Origin of the sequence: Lysobacter sp. 5GHs7-4, from assembly GCF_021284765.1 — a bacterium.
Classification (GTDB): Bacteria; Pseudomonadota; Gammaproteobacteria; order Xanthomonadales; family Xanthomonadaceae; genus Lysobacter.
Window position 1 is genome coordinate 1,536,814 of record NZ_CP089924.1, and the last position, 17,711, is coordinate 1,554,524.

Sequence of the window (17,711 nt, forward strand, 5' to 3'; positions counted from 1 at the left end):
GCAGCGCATCGCGCGCTGCCGCGGCGGCGTAATGGCCGCCTAGCGAACCGGAGGCCGCCCACGAGGCGGCGTCCGGCCATCTGGAATTCGAAAACTTACGAGAGGGTCCCGTGGCTCGCACCACTCCCATCGAGCGTTACCGCAACTTCGGCATCATGGCCCACATCGACGCGGGTAAGACCACCACGTCCGAGCGCATCCTTTTCTACACCGGCGTCAGCCACAAGATCGGCGAAGTGCACGAAGGTGCCGCGACGATGGACTGGATGGAGCAGGAGCAGGAGCGCGGCATCACCATTACGTCGGCGGCCACCACCGCGTTCTGGAAGGGCATGGACAAGTCCCTGCCGGAGCACCGCTTCAACATCATCGACACCCCCGGACACGTCGACTTCACGATCGAAGTCGAGCGTTCGCTGCGCGTGCTCGACGGCGCCGTGTTCGTGCTGTGCGCCGTGGGTGGCGTGCAGCCGCAGTCGGAGACCGTGTGGCGCCAGGCCAACAAGTACTCCGTGCCGCGCATGGCGTTCGTCAACAAGATGGACCGCACCGGCGCCAACTTCGATAAGGTCGTCGAGCAGCTGAAGGCCCGTCTGGGCGCCTACGCCGTGCCGATGCAGGTGCCGATCGGCGCCGAAGACGGCTTCGAGGGCGTGGTCGACCTGCTGAAGATGAAGGCGATCCATTGGGACGTCGCCTCGCAGGGCACCAAGTTCGAGTACCGCGACATCCCGGCCGACCTGCAGTCCAAGGCCGAGGAAGCGCGCGCGTTCATGATCGAAGCCGCGGCGGAAGCCTCGGAAGCGCTGATGGACAAGTACCTCAACGAGGGCGAGCTGACCGAGGAAGAAATCATCTCCGGTCTGCGCGAGCGCACCCTGCGCGTGGAAATCGTGCCGGTGTTCTGCGGCTCGGCGTTCAAGAACAAGGGCGTGCAGGCCATGCTCGACGGCGTGATCAACCTGCTGCCGTCGCCGTCCGACCGTCCGCCGGTCGCCGGCATCGACGAGGACGAGAAGGAAGACACCCGCAAGGCGTCCGACACCGAGCCGTTCTCGGCGCTGGCGTTCAAGATCATGACCGACCCGTTCGTGGGTTCGCTGACCTTCTTCCGCGTCTATTCGGGCGTGCTGAATTCGGGCGACCAGGTGTACAACCCGGTCAAGTCGAAGAAGGAACGCGTCGGCCGCATCCTGCAGATGCACGCCAACCAGCGCGACGAAATCAAGGAAGTCCGCGCCGGCGACATCGCCGCGGCCGTGGGCCTGAAGGACGTGACCACCGGCGACACGCTGTGCGCGCAGGATCACATCATCACCCTCGAACGCATGGTCTTCCCGGAGCCCGTCATCTCGATGGCGGTGGAGCCCAAGACCAAGTCGGACCAGGAAAAGATGGGTATCGCCCTGGGCCGTCTGGCGCAGGAAGATCCCTCGTTCCGCGTGCGCACCGACGAAGAATCGGGCCAGACCATCATCGCCGGCATGGGCGAGCTGCACCTGGACATCCTCGTCGACCGCATGAAGCGCGAGTTCAACGTCGAAGCCAACGTCGGCAAGCCGCAGGTGGCCTACCGCGAGACGATCCGCAAGTCGGACGTCAAGTCGGATTACAAGCACGCCAAGCAGTCCGGCGGTAAGGGTCAGTACGGTCACGTCGTGATCGAGCTGTCGCCGATGAACGACGCCGACAAGGCCAACGAGGACGTCGAGAACGATTTCCTGTTCGTCAACGACATCACCGGCGGCGTGATTCCGAAGGAATTCATCCCGGCGATCGAGAAGGGCCTGCGCGAAACCATCACCAGCGGTCCGCTGGCCGGCTTCCCGGTGGTGGGCGTCAAGGTCAAGCTGGTGTTCGGCTCGTACCACGACGTCGACTCCTCGGAAATGGCGTTCAAGCTGGCCGCGTCGATGGCGTTCAAGGAAGGTTTCCGCAAGGCCGATCCGGTCCTGCTGGAACCGATGATGAAGGTCGAAGTCGTGACGCCGGAAGAGTACGTCGGCGACGTGATGGGCGACCTGAGCCGCCGTCGCGGCCTGTTGCAGGGCCAGGACGACACGCCGTCGGGCAAGACCATCAACGCGATGGTGCCGCTGGGCGAAATGTTCGGTTACGCGACCACCATCCGTTCGCTGACCCAGGGCCGCGCCACCTTCACGATGGAATTCGATCACTACGCCGAGGCGCCGAACAACATCGCCGAAGCCGTGATCAAGAAGGGCGGCTGATAGCGAAGGCCAGGGAGTCGGGCCGGGAATCCGCCAGTCGGATTCCACCGGCTCCCGAAACCCGCACCGCCTGCCGGTCGGACACAGCTTCATTGCGGGATTGGGCGGCCCTCATCGCCTATCCCAAATCCCGAATCACGAATCACAGAACTTGAGAGAGACATCATGGCTAAGGGTAAATTCGAGCGCACCAAGCCGCACGTGAACGTGGGCACCATCGGCCACGTGGACCACGGCAAGACCACGCTGACCGCAGCGCTGACCAAGGTGGGCGCTGAGCGTTTCGGCGGCGAGTTCAAGGCGTACGACGCGATCGACGCGGCGCCGGAAGAGAAGGCGCGCGGCATCACGATTTCGACGGCGCACGTCGAGTACGAATCGGCGAACCGCCACTACGCGCACGTGGACTGCCCGGGCCACGCCGACTACGTGAAGAACATGATCACGGGTGCGGCGCAGATGGACGGCGCGATTCTGGTGTGCTCGGCCGCTGACGGCCCGATGCCGCAGACGCGCGAGCACATCCTGCTGTCGCGTCAGGTCGGCGTGCCGTACATCGTCGTGTTCCTGAACAAGGCCGACATGGTGGACGACGCCGAGCTGCTCGAGCTGGTGGAGATGGAAGTTCGCGAGCTGCTGACCAAGTACGAGTTCCCGGGCGACGACACCCCGATCATCCACGGTTCGGCGCGTCTGGCGCTGGAAGGCGACCAGTCGGAAATCGGCGTGCCGGCGATCCTGAAGCTGGTGGACGCGCTGGACACGTTCATTCCGGAGCCGGAGCGCGCGATCGACAAGCCGTTCCTGATGCCGGTGGAAGACGTGTTCTCGATCTCGGGCCGCGGCACCGTGGTGACCGGCCGTATCGAGCGCGGCATCATCAAGGTGGGCGACGAAATCGAAATCGTCGGTATCCGTCCGACGCAGAAGACCACCGTGACCGGCGTGGAAATGTTCCGCAAGCTGCTGGACCAGGGTCAGGCGGGCGACAACGCCGGTCTGCTGCTGCGCGGCACCAAGCGTGACGACGTCGAGCGCGGCCAGGTGCTGGCCAAGCCGGGTTCGATCACCCCGCACACCGAGTTCGAAGCCGAGGTGTACGTGCTGTCGAAGGACGAGGGCGGCCGTCACACCCCGTTCTTCAAGGGCTACCGTCCGCAGTTCTACTTCCGCACGACCGACATCACCGGCGCGGTGACGCTGCCGGACGGCGTCGAGATGGTGATGCCGGGCGACAACATCAAGATGGTCGTGTCGCTGATCAACCCGGTGGCGATGGACGATGGCCTGCGCTTCGCGATCCGCGAAGGCGGCCGTACGGTCGGCGCCGGCGTGGTGGCGAAGATCATCAAGTGACCCTTTGACCCGGGCGTGCACCGCGCGCCCGGCTTTGTCAAAGGGTCATTCCCGCGAAAGCGGGAATCCAGAGTGCCGGCATACCTCCGGCCTCTGGCAGATCCAGTCTCACCGCTCCAAGCAACACAGGAACCAGGGTTCGCCCCCGGTTCCGGGTCCTCCGGACCGGCCCCTACGGGACGCCGGCCCGGGCATTAACCGCCAGCCGGGCAGGGCGCTTGCGTCCTCCCTGGCAATACGGTTAGAATGCGCGACCACCGTGCCAGCCTTGTAAATCCAGGGCGGCGCGACCAGCGAAATGAGGAGCAGGACGCACCTCGTATTCGCCAGACAGGGATATGTCGCACGGCAGCGCTCCGTACGTTCCGGGCCCCTTCGGGCTTCCAAGGAACGCACACGGGGCCCTTCGTGCGTTCTGCTCAGTCTGGGCGGACCGGGTGACCGGTCTGCCTTAGTTTTTTCCAGGCAAGGAAGCTCCGGGGCGAGGGTGCTGCCCTGGAGTGTTTGCGTTTTCGTGGGGTTCGGCACACCCAGAAGCCGGCCCGTCGCTCTTTTAACCAAGGAATTCCGTCATGGCGGACCAAAAGATCCGGATTCGGCTGAAGGCGTACGATCATCGTTTGATCGACCGCTCGGCCAGCGAGATCGTCGAGACGGCTAAGCGGACCGGCGCGCAAGTGCGCGGCCCGATCCCGCTGCCGACCAAGATCGAGCGCTACACCGTTCTGGTTTCCCCGCACGTCGATAAGGACGCGCGTGACCAGTACGAAACCCGCACGCACAAGCGCGTGCTCGACATCGTCGACCCCAACGACAAGACCGTGGACGCGCTGATGAAGCTCGAACTCGCGGCTGGCGTCGACGTGCAGATCAAGCTGACCTGAGGCAAGCCACCATGACCGCGAAGAAATATTCGTTGGGCATCGTCGGCCGTAAGGCCGGCATGAGCCGCGTCTTCCTCGCCGACGGTAAGTCGGTGCCGGTGACGCTGATCGAAGCCACTCCGAACCGTATCACCCAGATCAAGACCACCGACACCGACGGCTACAGCGCCGTGCAGGTGACGGTCGGCGTGCGCCGCGCCGCGCTCGTCAACAAGCCGGAAGCCGGTCACCTCGCCAAGGCGAAGGTCGAAGCCGGTCGCGGCCTGTGGGAGCTGCGCGTGGAAGCCGACCAGATCGGCGCTTTCGAAGTGGGCGGCGAGATCAAGGCCGACATCTTCTCCGAAGGCCAGATCGTCGACGTCCAGGGCATCACCAAGGGCAAGGGCTTCCAGGGCACGATCAAGCGCTGGAACTTCCGCATGGGCGACGCGACGCACGGTAACTCGCTGTCGCACCGCTCGCCGGGTTCGATCGGCCAGCGCCAGACGCCGGGTCGCGTTTTCCCGGGCAAGAAGATGTCCGGTCACATGGGCGCCGTCCAGCAGAGCACGCAGGGCCTGGAAGTGGTCAAGGTCGACGCCGAGCGCGGCCTGATCGCCATCAAGGGCGCCGTGCCGGGCGCGCCGGGCGGCGACGTGATCGTCCGTCCGACGAGCAAGGGAGCATAACGATGGAACTTGCCATCAACGGTAGCGACAAGAAGCTGTCGGTTTCCGACGCCATCTTCGATCGCGAATTCAGCGAAGACCTGGTCCACCAGGTCGTTGTGGCTTACCGCAACGCGGGCCGCGCCGGCACCAAGGCGCAGAAGACGCGTTCGGAAGTCAACGGCACCACCAAGAAGTCGAAGAAGCAGAAGGGCGGCGGTGCGCGTCACGGCGCGCTGACGGCTCCGATCTTCGTCGGCGGCGGCGTGACCTTCGCGGCCAAGCCGCGCAGCTTCGCGCAGAAGGTCAACCGCAAGATGTACCGCGCAGCGATGGCTGCGATCCTGTCGGAGTTGAACCGTCAGGGCCGCATCACCGTCGTGGAGACGCTGGACGTCGACTCGCCGAAGACCTCGGGCATGGTCGCCAAGCTCAAGTCGCTTGAGATGGGCCGTCGTCCGCTGCTCGTCACCGAGGAAGCCTCCGAGAATCTGTACCTCTCGGCGCGCAACCTGCCTTACGTGGAAGTCCGCGACGTGCAGGGACTCGATCCGGTCGCCCTCGTCGGCGCCGACTCGATCGTGTTCACGACCGATGCGGTCAAGAAGATCGAGGAGTGGCTGGCATGAACGACGCCAAGCTCTACAGCATCATCCGTGCGCCGCGCGTGTCCGAGAAGACCGCGCGTCTGCAGGAAGTTTCCAACCAATACGTCTTCGAAGTCGCGACGGACGCTACCAAGGCCGACATCAAGGTCGCCGTGGAAAAGCTGTTCGACGTTAAGGTCGAGGCGGTGAATGTGGTCAACGTGAAGGGCAAGAACAAGGCCTTCAAGTTCCGCATGGGCCGTCGCGGCGACTGGCGCAAGGCGTACGTGAAGCTGGCCGCTGGCCAGTCGATCGACGTGATTGCCAAGCCCTGAGGAAAGACCCATGGCATTGATGACTTTCAAGCCCACTTCCCCCGGCCGCCGCAGCGCGGTCCGCGTGGTGACGCCGGGCCTGCATAAGGGCGCGCCGCACGCGGCGTTGGTCGAGAAGCAGAGCAAGAGCGGCGGCCGTAACCACCACGGTCGCATCACCACCCGTCACATCGGCGGTGGCCACAAGCAGCATTACCGCATCATCGACTTCAAGCGCGACAAGGTCGGCATCCCCGCCCGCGTCGAGCGGATCGAATACGATCCCAACCGCACCGCGCACATCGCGCTGCTGTGCTACGTCGATGGCGAGCGTCGTTACATCATCGCCCCCAAGGGCCTGAAGGACGGCGATCAGGTGATCGCTGGCCGCGACGCTCCGATCCGCGTCGGCAACACCCTTCCGCTGAGCAACATCCCGGTCGGCACCACCGTGTGCTGCGTCGAGATGAAGCCGGGCAAGGGCGCCCAGCTGGCCCGCGCGGCCGGCGCCAGCGCCTACCTGGTCGCTCGCGAGCAGGGCTACGCCACGCTGCGTCTTCGCTCCGGCGAAATGCGCAAGGTGCCGGTCGAATGCGGCGCCACGATCGGCGAAGTCGGCAACGACGAACACAGCCTCGAGAAGCTCGGCAAGGCCGGCGCCAAGCGCTGGCGCGGTATCAAGCCGACCGTCCGCGGCGCGGCCATGAACCCGGTCGACCATCCGCACGGCGGTGGTGAGGCCAAGGCTGGCCAGGGCAACCCGCATCCGGTCACGCCGTGGGGCGTGCCGACCAAGGGTTACAAGACGCGTAAGAACAAGCGTACGCAGCAGTTCATCGTTCGCGATCGCAGGAGCTAATCGGCCATGGCACGTTCACTCAAAAAGGGTCCGTTCGTCGACCACCATCTCGCGAAGAAGGTGGAGACCGCGGGCAACAACAAGAAGCCGATCAAGACCTGGTCGCGTCGCTCGATGGTGCTTCCGGAGATGGTGGGTTTCACCATCGCCGTGCACAACGGCAAGAACCACATCCCGGTGTTGGTCAACGAAAATATGGTTGGCCACAAGCTTGGCGAGTTCGCCCTGACCCGTACGTTCAAGGGTCACGGCGGCGACAAGAAGTCGGGCAAGTAAGGAGATGACCATGGAAGCGAAAGCCATCCTGCGCACCGCGCGCATCTCCCCGCAGAAAGCCCGCCTGGTCGCCGACCAGGTGCGCGGTCTGTCCGCCGAACGCGCCGTCAACCTGCTGAAGTTCTCGGATAAGAAGGCAGCTGCACTGATCCGCAAGGTCGTGGAGTCCGCCATCGCCAACGCCGAGAACAACCAGGGCGCCGACGTCGACGAGCTCAAGGTCAAGACCATCATGGTGGACGAGGGTCCCGCACTGAAGCGCTTCATGGCGCGTGCGAAGGGCCGCGGCACCCGCATCCTCAAGCGCACCAGCCACATCACTGTGGTTGTGGGCGCGGGCAAGTAAGGCGGAGTCAGACAATGGGTCATAAAGTTCATCCGACCGGTATCCGCCTTGGTATCTCCAAGGACTGGAACTCCAAGTGGTTCGCCGGCAAGAAGCAGTACGCCGAGTACCTGGCTGCCGACCTCAAGGTCCGCGAGATGCTTCGCAAGAAGCTCGCGCAGGCCGGTATCTCGAAGATCTTCATCGAGCGTCCGGCCAACAACGCCCGCGTCACGATCCACACCGCCCGTCCGGGCGTGGTGATCGGCAAGCGCGGCGAGGACATCGAGAAGCTGCGTAAGGAAGTCAGCACGCTGATGGGCGTTCCGGCGCACATCAACGTGACCGAGGTCCGCAAGCCGGAACTCGACGCGCAGCTGGTCGCCGAGTCGATCGCGCAGCAGCTCGAGCGCCGCATCATGTTCCGCCGCGCGATGAAGCGCGCTGTCGGCAACGCGATGCGCCTGGGTGCCCTGGGCATCAAGGTCAACGTCGCCGGCCGTCTCAACGGCGCCGAGATCGCGCGTTCGGAGTGGTACCGCGAAGGCCGCGTGCCTCTGCACACCCTGCGCGCCGACATCGACTACGGCTTCGCTGAAGCCAAGACGACGTACGGCATCATCGGCATCAAAGTCTGGGTCTACCGCGGCGAAATCTTCGATTTCACCCAGGTCGGCCAGGAAAAGCAGGACGATTCGCCGCGCAGCGATCGTGGTGACCGCGGCGACCGCGGCGACCGTAACGACCGCCCGGGCCGTCCTGCCCGCGAACAGAGGTAATCCGCCATGTTGCAACCCAAGCGAACCAAGTACCGCAAGGTACACAAGGGCCGCAATGAGGGCCTGAGCTGGAACGGCAATGCCGTCAGCTTCGGCGAATACGGCCTCAAGGCGACCGCGCACGGTCAGCTGACCGCGCGTCAGATCGAAGCGGCCCGCCGCTCGATCAGCCGCTACGTCAAGCGCGGCGGCAAGATGTGGATCCGCGTGTTCCCGGACAAGCCGATCACCAAGAAGCCGATCGAAGTCCGAATGGGCTCCGGTAAGGGCAACGTCGAGTACTGGGTCGCTCAGATCCAGCCCGGTCGCATGATTTACGAGATCGAGGGTGTTGCCGAGGACGTCGCGCGCGAAGCGTTCCGTCTGGCCGCCGCCAAGCTCTCGGTGACCACCACTTTCGTTACCCGGACGGTGCGCTAATGGAACTCAAGCAACTGCGCGAGAAGTCGGCCGACGAGCTCAAGGCTCACCTGGTCGATCTGCACAAGGAGAGCTTCGCCCTCCGCATGCAGAAGGCCACCGGCCAGCTCGCCAAGACCCATGAGGCCCGCCGTGTTCGCCGCGAGATCGCTCGCGTGAACATGCTGCTGGGTCAGAAGAAGTAAGGACCCGCCATGACCGACAACAACACAGAGAAGGCGCTGCGCACGGTTGAAGGCCGGGTCGTCAGCAACAAGATGGACAAGACCGTCACCGTGCTCGTCGAGCGTCAGGTCAAGCACGCGCTGTACGGCAAGTACATCCGCCGCTCGACCAAGCTCCATGCCCACGACGCCGAGAACGCCTGCAAAGAAGGCGACATCGTGCGGGTGAAGGAAATTGCGCCGATGTCGAAGACCAAGAACTGGAGCGTGGTTGAGATCGTCAGCCGCGTGGCCGAATAAGAGGAGGCTGAACCATGATCCAGATGCAAAGCTACCTCGCCGTGGCCGACAACTCCGGTGCTAAAGAAGTGATGTGCATCAAGGTGCTCGGCGGCTCCAAGCGCCGTTACGCGCACATTGGCGACATCATCAAGGTCACCGTCAAGGACGCGATTCCGCGTGGCAAGGTCAAGAAGGGCGACGTCTACGACGCCGTCGTGGTCCGCACCCGCAAGGGCGTTCGCCGCCCGGACGGTTCGCTGATCCGCTTCGATGGCAACGCCGCGGTGTTGCTCAACAACAAGCATGAGCCGATCGGCACCCGTATCTTCGGGCCCGTGACTCGCGAGCTGCGCTCGGAGAAGTTCATGAAGATCGTCTCGCTCGCGCCTGAAGTGCTCTGAGCGGAGGAACTAGACCATGAACCGTATCAAGAAGGGCGATCAGGTGATCGTCACCGCCGGTAAGGACAAGGGCAAGAAGGGCGACGTCGTGCGCGTGCTCGGCGACAAGGTCGTCGTGGCGAACATCAACGTCGTCAAGCGCCACACCAAACCGAATCCGCAGGCCAACCAGCCGGGCGGCGTGATCGAGCGCGAAGCGCCGATTCACATTTCCAACGTCATGCTGTTCAACCCGGCCACCGGCAAGGGCGAACGCATCGGTTTCAAGGTGCTGGAGGATGGACGCAAACTGCGTGTGTTCCGCTCCAGCGGTGAGGCGGTTGACGCCTGAGGAATGCTGAAATGACCACCCGGCTCGAAGAGTTCTACAAGAAAGAAGTGGTTCCTGCCCTGACCGAGAAGTTCGGTTACAAGAACCCGATGGAAGTGCCGCGCCTGAGCAAGATCACGCTGAACATGGGCGTGGGCGAGGCTGCGACCAACAAGAAGATCCTGGAAAATGCCGTTGCCGACATGACCAAGATCTCCGGCCAGAAGCCGATCGTGACGAAGACCCGCGTGTCGGTGGCTTCGTTCAAGATCCGCGACGGCTGGCCGATCGGCGCCAAGGTCACCCTGCGCCGCGCGAAGATGTACGAGTTCATGGACCGCCTGATCAACATCTCGCTGCCGCGCGTGCGCGACTTCCGCGGTGTCTCGGGTCGTTCGTTCGACGGCCGTGGCAACTACAACATGGGCGTCAAGGAACAGATCATCTTCCCGGAAATCGATTTCGACCAGGTCGACGCGCTGCGCGGCATGGACATCGCGATCACCACGACCGCGAAGACCGATGCCGAGGCCAAGGCCCTGCTCGAAGCCTTCCGCTTCCCGTTCCGCAACTGAGTCAGGATTGAACTATGGCTAAGTCCTCCATGATCAACCGCGACATCAAGCGGACCAAGCTGGTGAAGAAGTTCGCCGGCAAGCGTGATGCGCTGAAGAAGATCGTTTCCAGCGAGACCGCCTCCTACGAGGAAAAGCTGGAAGCCGCCGTCAAGCTGCAGAAGCTGCCGCGCGACTCCTCGCCGAGCCGCCAGCGCAACCGCTGCGCCCTGACCGGCCGCTCGCGCGGCGTCTACCAGAAGTTCGGCCTGGGCCGCAACAAGCTGCGTGAAGCCACCATGCGCGGCGACGTGCCTGGTCTTCGCAAGGCAAGCTGGTAAGATAGTCGGCTGTCCCAGCTGTACCGCCGCGGCCCTCGGGTCGCGGCGGCGCTGTTGAAAGCGTTGTAACCCGTTGTATCTATTACTGAAATTCGCAATCCCGCGGATATCGGTGCTACTCATAGGTGATATTCAATGAGCATGACTGATCCCATCGCCGACATGCTGGTCCGCATCAAGAATGCGGCCGCTGTTCGGAAGCAGACGGTGAAGATGCCGTCGTCCAAGGTGAAGGTGGCCATCGCCGCCGTGCTGAAGGACGAGGGCTACATCCTGGACTCGCGCGTGGTGCAGACCACCCCGGGCAAGGCCGAACTCGAAATTTCGCTGAAGTACTACGAAGGCAAGCCGGTGATCGAGCGCCTGCAGCGCTACTCCCGTTCGGGCCTGCGTCAGTACCGCGGCAAGGAAGCGCTGCCGAAGGTCCTGGGCGGCCTGGGCATCGCCATCATCTCCACCTCGAAGGGCATCATGACCGATGCGCAGGCGCGCCAGCAGGGCGTCGGCGGTGAAGTCCTGTGCTTCGTGGCCTAAGGGAGTAAACGAACCATGTCCCGAGTTGCCAAGAAGCCGATCGCCCTGCCGAAGGGCGTCGAACTGAACGTGCAGGCTGACCAGGTCAGCGCCAAGGGCCCGAAGGGCACCCTGTCGATCGCCAAGCCGGCCGCCATCAACCTGCAGATCGAAAACGGCGAAGCCGTGTTCACCACCGAAGACGCTGCGCTGATCCCGCTCACGGGCACCCTGCGCGCGATCCTCGCGAACATGGTCAAGGGCGTCTCCGAAGGCTTCGAGCGCAAGCTCGAGCTGGTCGGCGTCGGCTACCGCGCCTCGATGCAGGGCCAGGACCTGAACCTGGCGCTGGGTTTCTCGCACCCGGTGCTGTTCAAGGCGCCGGAAGGCATCACCATCGCCACCCCGACCCAGACCGAGATCCTGGTCCAGGGCGCGGACAAGCAGCGCGTCGGTGAAGTCGCCGCCAAGATTCGCGGTTTCCGTCCGCCGGAGCCCTACAAGGGCAAGGGCGTGAAGTACGCCGGCGAAGTCATCATCCGCAAGGAAGCCAAGAAGGCCTAAGGAACGCATCGCCCTGATAGGGCCCTGCCGACCCCCCTTCAGCTTTCGGAGATCAGAACATGAACAAGAACATTTCCCGCCTGCGTCGCGCCAAGTCCACCCGTGCGCACATCCGCGAGCTCGGCGTGCCGCGTCTGTCGGTGCTGCGCACCGGCCAGCACCTGTACGCCCAGGTCTTCACCGCCGACGGCTCCAAGGTCCTGGCTGCCGCCTCGACCGTGCAGGCCGACGTCAAGGAAGGCCTGAAGAGCGGCAAGAACGCCGAAGCCGCCGTCAAGGTCGGCCACGCGATCGCCGCCAAGGCCAAGGCCGCCGGCATCGAGAAGGTCGCATTCGACCGTTCGGGTTACCGCTACCACGGTCGCATCAAGGCTCTGGCCGATGCGGCGCGCGAAGGCGGCCTGAAGTTCTAAGCCTTGAAGGCGAGGGGATCCGTCCCCACGCCTGAAGCAGACAACTGCCGGCGCGGTCTGCGCCGGGCGCCAGGACGGGTTCCCGTCCTGGTCGCTGCACCCGATGTACATCACAACCATAAGCGGCGACGCCGCAAATCCCTTTAATCAACGAGATATCGAAATGGCTGAAGAACAGCGTGCACCGCGGGGTCGTGATCGCGACCGCAACCGCGAAGAGATCGACGACGGCATGATCGAGAAGCTGATCGCGGTCAACCGCGTCAGCAAGACCGTCAAGGGCGGTCGCCAGTTCACCTTCACCGCGCTGACGGTGGTGGGCGACGGCAACGGCAAGGTCGGCTTCGGCTACGGCAAGGCGCGCGAAGTGCCGGTCGCCATCCAGAAGTCGATGGAATACGCCCGCAAGGCGATGAACAACGTCGATCTGAACAACGGCACCCTGTGGCACGCCGTCAAGTCGGGCCACGGCGCGGCGCATGTGTTCATGCAGCCGGCGTCGGAAGGTACCGGCGTGATCGCCGGCGGCGCGATGCGCGCCGTGCTCGAAGCGGTCGGCGTCAAGAACGTGCTGGCCAAGGCCACCGGTTCGCGCAATCCGATCAACCTGGTCCGCGCCACGCTGAAGGGCCTGACCGGCATGCACTCGCCGGCCAAGATCGCGGCCAAGCGCGGCAAGAAGGTGGAGGATCTCAACCATGGCTAAGGCTGCTAACAAGCCGGTCGAAGGCGGCACCGTCACGGTGCGCCTCGTCAAGGGTCTGCGTGGCTGCCAGTCGCGTCACCGCCTGTCGGTGAAGGCGCTGGGCCTGAACAAGCTCAACGACGTGCGGACGCTGAAGGACAGCCCGCAGGTTCGTGGCCTGATCAACACGGTCCACTACCTGGTTCAGGTCGAGGGCTAAGGAGAACATCATGCGTCTCAATACACTCAAGCCGGCTGACGGCGCCCGCGAAGACCGCAAGCGCGTCGGTCGCGGTATCGGTTCGGGCCTGGGCAAGACCGCGGGCCGCGGCCACAAGGGTTCGTTCGCGCGTTCGGGCAAGGGCAAGATCAAGGCCGGCTTCGAAGGCGGTCAGACCCCGATGCAGCGTCGTCTGCCGAAGATCGGTTTCCGCTCCAAGACCGCCAAGGACACCGCCGAGGTGCTGTCCTACCAGCTGGACAAGCTGGAAGCCGGCGAGATCGATTTCGCCAAGCTGCTGGCGGCCAAGCTGGTTCCGACCACGGCCAAGCAGGCGAAGATCGTCAAGAAGGGCGAACTGAGCAAGGCGTTCGTGCTCAAGGGCGTGCTGGCCACGGCCGGCGCGAAGGCCGCTATCGAAGCGGCTGGCGGCAAGGTCGAGGAGTAAGCGATACATGGCGCGGAGCAGCAACGCGATGGCCGGTCTCGGCGGCGGTCTCGGTAAGTTCACCGAGCTCCGCCAACGTCTGCTGTTCGTAGTCGGCGCATTGATCGTCTACCGCATCGGTTGCTACATCCCGGTGCCGGGCGTCAATCCCGAGGCGATGCTCAAGCTCATGGAGTCGCAGAAGGGCACGATCGTGGACATGTTCAACATGTTCTCGGGCGGCGCTCTTCACCGCTTCAGCCTGTTCGCGCTGAACGTGATGCCGTACATCTCGGCGTCGATCATCGTGCAGCTGCTGGTGCAGATCGTGCCCAGCCTGAAGGCCATCCAGAAGGAAGGCGAGTCGGGCCGGCGCAAGATCAACCAGTGGTCGCGCATGGGTGCGATCCCCCTGGCCGTGTTCCAGGCCTGGGGCATCGCCACGGCCTTGCAGGCCGGCGGCGCCAGCCAGGGCATTCCGGTGGTCTACAACCCGGGTCCGGGCTTCATCCTGACCGCGGTGATCGCGTTGACCGCGGGCACCATGTTCCTGATGTGGATCGGCGAGCAGGTGACCGAGCGCGGTATCGGCAATGGCGTGTCGTTGATCATCTTCGCCGGCATCGTCGCGGGCCTGCCTGCCGCGGTGATCACGATGTTCACCCAGATCAACGACGGCACCATGAACCCCATGACCGCGATCGCGGTGGTGGCCATCGTGGTGGTGTTCACCTATCTGGTGGTGTTCGTCGAACGCGGCCAGCGGCGGATCACGGTCAATTACGCCCGTCGTCAGGGCGGCCGTAACGCCTACATGAACCAGTCGTCGTTCCTGCCGCTGAAGCTCAACATGTCGGGCGTGATCCCGGCCATCTTCGCCTCGAGCATCGTGATGTTCCCGGCGACGGCGGCCACCTGGTTCAGCCAGAGCAGCTCGGCCACCTGGCTGCAGCGCGTGAGCCAGTGGTTGAACCCCGGCGAGCCGCTGCACATGATTCTGTACGCGGCCCTGATCATCGGCTTCGCCTTCTTCTACACGGCGCTGGTGTTCAACTCGCAGGAAACGGCTGACAATCTGAAGAAGTCGGGCGCGCTGATTCCGGGTATCCGCCCGGGCAAGGCGACGGCCGATTATGTCGACGGCGTGCTGACCCGCCTCACGGCGGCCGGCGCGGCTTATCTGGTGATCGTCTGTCTCCTCCCGGAGATCATGCGCACCCAACTGGGCACCTCGTTCTACTTCGGCGGCACTTCGTTGCTGATCGTGGTGGTGGTGGTGATGGATTTCATCGCTCAAATCCAGGCTCATCTGATGTCCCATCAGTACGAGAGCCTGTTGAAGAAGGCGAACTTGAAGGGCGGCTCGCGCGGCGGTCTCGCGCGCGGGTGATACTGGGCCATTCCGCGCGCCAGAGTAGCGCGCGGGGCGAGCAGGGCGGGATCGTCCTGTTCAGCCAGTTCAGTATCGTCGCCGGAGCATGGGCACACTCCCCATGCCGTGGTTCCGTGGCACCTCTGGTGCCGCGGGGCTTCCTATTAACCCGAGACCTTGTTAAAATTTCCAGTTCACTCCGCCGGGATTAATCCGTCTCGGCCGCCAAACTCAGTTGGAGATCGCGTTATGGCGCGTATTGCGGGCGTCAATTTGCCTGCCCAGAAGCATGTCTGGGTCGGGTTGCAAAGCATTTACGGCATCGGCCGTACTCGTTCGAAGAAGGTCTGCGAAGCCGCAGGCGTGACCTCGACGACCAAGATCCGTGACCTGTCCGAGCCGGAAGTCGAGCGCCTGCGCGCCGAGATCGGCAAGTACGTGGTCGAAGGCGACCTGCGTCGCGAGGTCGGTATCGCTATCAAGCGTCTGATGGACCTGGGCTGCTACCGCGGCCTGCGTCACCGCCGCGGCCTGCCGCTGCGCGGTCAGCGTACGCGTACCAATGCACGTACCCGTAAGGGTCCGCGCAAGGCCATCAGGAAGTAAGGGGTAGACCATGGCTAAGCCGGCAGCTGCAAAAACCAAGAAGAAGATCAAGCGCGTCGTCACCGACGGCATCGCCCACGTCCACGCTTCTTTCAACAACACGATCATCACGATCACCGACCGCCAGGGCAATGCGCTCTCGTGGGCGACTTCGGGCGGCGCGGGTTTCCGCGGTTCGCGCAAGTCGACCCCGTTCGCCGCCCAGGTCGCCGCCGAAAAGGCAGGCCGTGCTGCGCTCGACTACGGCGTCAAGTCGCTGGAAGTGCGCATCAAGGGTCCGGGTCCGGGCCGTGAGTCCGCCGTTCGTTCGCTGAACAACGTCGGTTACAAGATCATGAACATCATCGACGTGACGCCGATCCCGCACAACGGGTGCCGTCCGCCGAAGAAGCGTCGCGTCTGAGGAGCTGAAGAAAAATGGCTCGTTATATCGGTCCCACCTGTAAGCTCGCTCGTCGCGAAGGCGCCGACCTCGGCTTGAAGTCGTCCGCTCGCGCACTCGATTCGAAGTGCAAGCTCGAGCAGAAGCCCGGCCAACACGGCCCCACCGCCCGCAAGGGCAAGCTGTCCGACTACGCCACCCAGCTTCGCGAGAAGCAGAAGGTCAAGCGTATCTACGGCCTGCTGGAACGTCAGTTCCGCAACTACTACAAGAAGGCTTCGACCAAGAAGGGCAACACCGGCGAAAACCTGCTGCAGCTCCTGGAGACGCGTCTCGACAACGTGATCTACCGCATGGGCTTCGCGGTCACCCGTCCGGCCGCCCGTCAGCTGGTCTCGCACCGCGGCGTCACGGTCAACGGCAAGTCCGTCAACCTGCCGTCCTACCAGGTCAAGGCCGGCGACGCGATCGCGTTGTCCGAGCGGGCCCAGAAGCAGCTGCGCGTGCAGGAATCCCTGACCGTCGCTTCGCAGATGGACCTCTCGCCGTCCTGGGTCGAGGTCGACAGCAAGAAGTTCAGCGGTGTGTTCAAGGCTGTGCCGGATCGTGCCGATCTGCCGGCCGATATCAACGAAGCGCTGATCGTCGAGCTGTACTCGAAGTAATTATCTTTTGAAGCCCCGGTTCGCCGGGGCCTCGCAGGAGACACCGAAACATGACGGTTACCGCCAACCAGGTACTGCGTCCGCGCGGTCCCCAGATCGAACGCCTTGCCGGCAATCGCGCCAAGGTCGTGATCGAGCCGCTGGAACGCGGCTACGGCCACACCCTCGGCAATGCGCTGCGCCGCGTGCTGCTGTCTTCGATCCCGGGTTTCGCCATCACCGAAGTCGAAATCGATGGCGTGCTCCACGAGTACACCACCGTTGAGGGTCTGGAAGAGGACGTGCTGGAAGTCCTGTTGAACCTCAAGGACGTCGCCATCCGCATGCACACCGGCGACGCGTCCACGCTGTCGCTGGCCAAGCAGGGCCCTGGCATCGTCACCGCCGGCGACATCAAGACCGACCACAACGTCGAGATCCTGAACACCGAGCACGTGATCTGCCACCTGACCAAGGACACGGCGATCAACATGCGTCTGAAGATCGAGCGTGGTTTCGGCTATCAGCCGGCCGCCGCGCGTCGTCGTCCGGACGAGGAAACCCGCACCATCGGCCGCCTGATGCTGGATGCCAGCTTCTCGCCGGTCCGTCGCGTCGCCTACGCCGTCGAAGCCGCGCGCGTCGAACAGCGTACCGACCTCGACAAGCTGGTGCTGGACATCGAAACCAACGGCACGATCGACGCCGAGGAAGCCGTGCGCACCGCCGCCGACATCCTCACCGACCAGCTGTCGGTGTTCGGCGATTTCACCCACCGCGACCGCGGTGCGGCGAAGCCGGCCACCAGCGGCATCGACCCGATCCTGCTGCGTCCGATCGACGACCTCGAGCTCACCGTTCGTTCGGCCAACTGCCTCAAGGCCGAGAGCATCTACTACGTCGGCGATCTGATCCAGAAGACCGAAGTCGAGCTGCTCAAGACCCCGAACCTGGGCAAGAAGTCGCTCACCGAGATCAAGGAAGTGCTGGCTCAGCGCGGCCTGTCCCTCGGCATGAAGCTCGAGAACTGGCCGCCGGCCGGTATCGCGCAGCACGGGATGATGGGCTGATACGCAGGCTCAAGTAACAAGGGAAACCCGCGCACGCGTGCGCGGGTTTCTGCTGAAGCAAGGCAACACCGCAACACACACGTCG

The 17,711-nt window shown here is 64.0% G+C and carries 28 protein-coding genes; all 28 read left to right on the forward strand.

The window, feature by feature from the left end:
• The first annotated feature begins 110 nt into the window (after window positions 1-110).
• The 28 genes from fusA (at window position 111) to rpoA (ending at window position 17,626) form a co-directional block, all read left to right on the forward strand.
• The gene (gene fusA, locus LVB77_RS06670) at window positions 111-2,231 is read left to right on the forward strand and encodes an elongation factor G (RefSeq protein WP_232909391.1); all 2,121 of its coding nucleotides are present in this window, start codon (window positions 111-113) and stop codon (window positions 2,229-2,231) included.
• Between the two features lie 165 nt (window positions 2,232-2,396).
• Window positions 2,397-3,587: an elongation factor Tu gene (gene tuf, locus LVB77_RS06675; RefSeq protein ID WP_232909385.1), complete on the forward strand. Its 1,191-nt coding sequence runs from the start codon at window positions 2,397-2,399 to the stop codon at window positions 3,585-3,587.
• Between the two features lie 572 nt (window positions 3,588-4,159).
• On the forward strand, window positions 4,160-4,471 hold the full coding sequence (rpsJ, locus tag LVB77_RS06680) for a 30S ribosomal protein S10 (protein ID WP_022968186.1): 312 nt from the start codon (window positions 4,160-4,162) through the stop codon (window positions 4,469-4,471).
• A gap of 11 nt (window positions 4,472-4,482) precedes the next feature.
• Complete coding sequence (gene rplC / locus LVB77_RS06685; protein ID WP_056172304.1) at window positions 4,483-5,139, forward strand: 50S ribosomal protein L3; 657 nt, start codon at window positions 4,483-4,485, stop codon at window positions 5,137-5,139.
• 2 nt (window positions 5,140-5,141) lie between these two features.
• The gene (gene rplD / locus LVB77_RS06690; RefSeq protein ID WP_232909392.1) at window positions 5,142-5,747 is read left to right on the forward strand and encodes a 50S ribosomal protein L4; all 606 of its coding nucleotides are present in this window, start codon (window positions 5,142-5,144) and stop codon (window positions 5,745-5,747) included.
• A complete protein-coding gene (gene rplW, locus LVB77_RS06695; protein ID WP_232909393.1) occupies window positions 5,744-6,040 on the forward strand; it encodes a 50S ribosomal protein L23 in 297 nt (98 codons plus the stop codon). Before rplD ends, rplW begins: the two co-directional genes overlap by 4 nt.
• A 10-nt stretch (window positions 6,041-6,050) precedes the next feature.
• Entirely contained in the window at window positions 6,051-6,878 is an 828-nt protein-coding gene (gene rplB / locus LVB77_RS06700; protein WP_091636282.1) for a 50S ribosomal protein L2, read from the forward strand.
• Window positions 6,879-6,884: 6 nt separating this feature from the next.
• Entirely contained in the window at window positions 6,885-7,154 is a 270-nt protein-coding gene (gene rpsS, locus LVB77_RS06705) for a 30S ribosomal protein S19 (protein ID WP_056172311.1), read from the forward strand.
• A gap of 10 nt (window positions 7,155-7,164) precedes the next feature.
• Window positions 7,165-7,500 carry a 50S ribosomal protein L22 gene (rplV, locus tag LVB77_RS06710; protein WP_056176302.1) on the forward strand — a complete coding sequence of 112 codons (336 nt, stop codon included), beginning with the start codon at window positions 7,165-7,167 and terminating at the stop codon, window positions 7,498-7,500.
• Between the two features lie 14 nt (window positions 7,501-7,514).
• Window positions 7,515-8,258 carry a 30S ribosomal protein S3 gene (gene rpsC, locus LVB77_RS06715; protein WP_232909394.1) on the forward strand — a complete coding sequence of 248 codons (744 nt, stop codon included), beginning with the start codon at window positions 7,515-7,517 and terminating at the stop codon, window positions 8,256-8,258.
• Window positions 8,259-8,264: 6 nt separating this feature from the next.
• Window positions 8,265-8,678: a 50S ribosomal protein L16 gene (rplP, locus tag LVB77_RS06720; RefSeq protein ID WP_055902334.1), complete on the forward strand. Its 414-nt coding sequence runs from the start codon at window positions 8,265-8,267 to the stop codon at window positions 8,676-8,678.
• Window positions 8,678-8,863: a 50S ribosomal protein L29 gene (rpmC, locus tag LVB77_RS06725; RefSeq protein ID WP_056172318.1), complete on the forward strand. Its 186-nt coding sequence runs from the start codon at window positions 8,678-8,680 to the stop codon at window positions 8,861-8,863. The genes rplP and rpmC overlap by 1 nt, the downstream gene beginning before the upstream one ends.
• Before the next feature lie 9 nt (window positions 8,864-8,872).
• Window positions 8,873-9,142, forward strand: a complete 270-nt coding sequence (gene rpsQ, locus LVB77_RS06730) for a 30S ribosomal protein S17 (RefSeq protein WP_055902341.1) — start codon at window positions 8,873-8,875, stop codon at window positions 9,140-9,142.
• Between the two features lie 14 nt (window positions 9,143-9,156).
• Complete coding sequence (rplN, locus tag LVB77_RS06735) at window positions 9,157-9,525, forward strand: 50S ribosomal protein L14 (RefSeq protein ID WP_056172322.1); 369 nt, start codon at window positions 9,157-9,159, stop codon at window positions 9,523-9,525.
• A gap of 16 nt (window positions 9,526-9,541) precedes the next feature.
• Window positions 9,542-9,856 (forward strand): 50S ribosomal protein L24, encoded by a 315-nt coding sequence (gene rplX / locus LVB77_RS06740; RefSeq protein WP_115857107.1) that lies wholly within the window; start codon window positions 9,542-9,544, stop codon window positions 9,854-9,856.
• An 11-nt stretch (window positions 9,857-9,867) separates the two neighbouring features.
• Window positions 9,868-10,410, forward strand: a complete 543-nt coding sequence (gene rplE / locus LVB77_RS06745; protein ID WP_232909395.1) for a 50S ribosomal protein L5 — start codon at window positions 9,868-9,870, stop codon at window positions 10,408-10,410.
• A gap of 14 nt (window positions 10,411-10,424) precedes the next feature.
• Window positions 10,425-10,730: a 30S ribosomal protein S14 gene (rpsN, locus tag LVB77_RS06750; protein ID WP_232909396.1), complete on the forward strand. Its 306-nt coding sequence runs from the start codon at window positions 10,425-10,427 to the stop codon at window positions 10,728-10,730.
• 135 nt (window positions 10,731-10,865) lie between these two features.
• A complete protein-coding gene (rpsH, locus tag LVB77_RS06755) occupies window positions 10,866-11,264 on the forward strand; it encodes a 30S ribosomal protein S8 (RefSeq protein ID WP_091636277.1) in 399 nt (132 codons plus the stop codon).
• Window positions 11,265-11,279: 15 nt separating this feature from the next.
• Complete coding sequence (gene rplF, locus LVB77_RS06760; RefSeq protein ID WP_232909397.1) at window positions 11,280-11,807, forward strand: 50S ribosomal protein L6; 528 nt, start codon at window positions 11,280-11,282, stop codon at window positions 11,805-11,807.
• Window positions 11,808-11,866: 59 nt separating this feature from the next.
• On the forward strand, window positions 11,867-12,220 hold the full coding sequence (gene rplR, locus LVB77_RS06765) for a 50S ribosomal protein L18 (RefSeq protein WP_232909398.1): 354 nt from the start codon (window positions 11,867-11,869) through the stop codon (window positions 12,218-12,220).
• Window positions 12,221-12,383: 163 nt separating this feature from the next.
• Window positions 12,384-12,926: a 30S ribosomal protein S5 gene (gene rpsE / locus LVB77_RS06770; RefSeq protein WP_055902361.1), complete on the forward strand. Its 543-nt coding sequence runs from the start codon at window positions 12,384-12,386 to the stop codon at window positions 12,924-12,926.
• A complete protein-coding gene (gene rpmD, locus LVB77_RS06775; protein ID WP_036111762.1) occupies window positions 12,919-13,125 on the forward strand; it encodes a 50S ribosomal protein L30 in 207 nt (68 codons plus the stop codon). The genes rpsE and rpmD overlap by 8 nt, the downstream gene beginning before the upstream one ends.
• Window positions 13,126-13,135: 10 nt before the next feature.
• Window positions 13,136-13,573: a 50S ribosomal protein L15 gene (rplO, locus tag LVB77_RS06780; RefSeq protein ID WP_232909399.1), complete on the forward strand. Its 438-nt coding sequence runs from the start codon at window positions 13,136-13,138 to the stop codon at window positions 13,571-13,573.
• 7 nt (window positions 13,574-13,580) lie between these two features.
• Window positions 13,581-14,942, forward strand: a complete 1,362-nt coding sequence (secY, locus tag LVB77_RS06785; protein ID WP_056172348.1) for a preprotein translocase subunit SecY — start codon at window positions 13,581-13,583, stop codon at window positions 14,940-14,942.
• Window positions 14,943-15,173: 231 nt separating this feature from the next.
• Window positions 15,174-15,530, forward strand: a complete 357-nt coding sequence (rpsM, locus tag LVB77_RS06790) for a 30S ribosomal protein S13 (protein ID WP_232909400.1) — start codon at window positions 15,174-15,176, stop codon at window positions 15,528-15,530.
• Window positions 15,531-15,540: 10 nt separating this feature from the next.
• Window positions 15,541-15,933: a 30S ribosomal protein S11 gene (gene rpsK, locus LVB77_RS06795; protein ID WP_055902370.1), complete on the forward strand. Its 393-nt coding sequence runs from the start codon at window positions 15,541-15,543 to the stop codon at window positions 15,931-15,933.
• A gap of 14 nt (window positions 15,934-15,947) precedes the next feature.
• Complete coding sequence (gene rpsD, locus LVB77_RS06800; RefSeq protein WP_055902372.1) at window positions 15,948-16,577, forward strand: 30S ribosomal protein S4; 630 nt, start codon at window positions 15,948-15,950, stop codon at window positions 16,575-16,577.
• 50 nt (window positions 16,578-16,627) lie between these two features.
• A complete protein-coding gene (rpoA, locus tag LVB77_RS06805) occupies window positions 16,628-17,626 on the forward strand; it encodes a DNA-directed RNA polymerase subunit alpha (RefSeq protein ID WP_055902375.1) in 999 nt (332 codons plus the stop codon).
• Window positions 17,627-17,711: the final 85 nt, after the last annotated feature.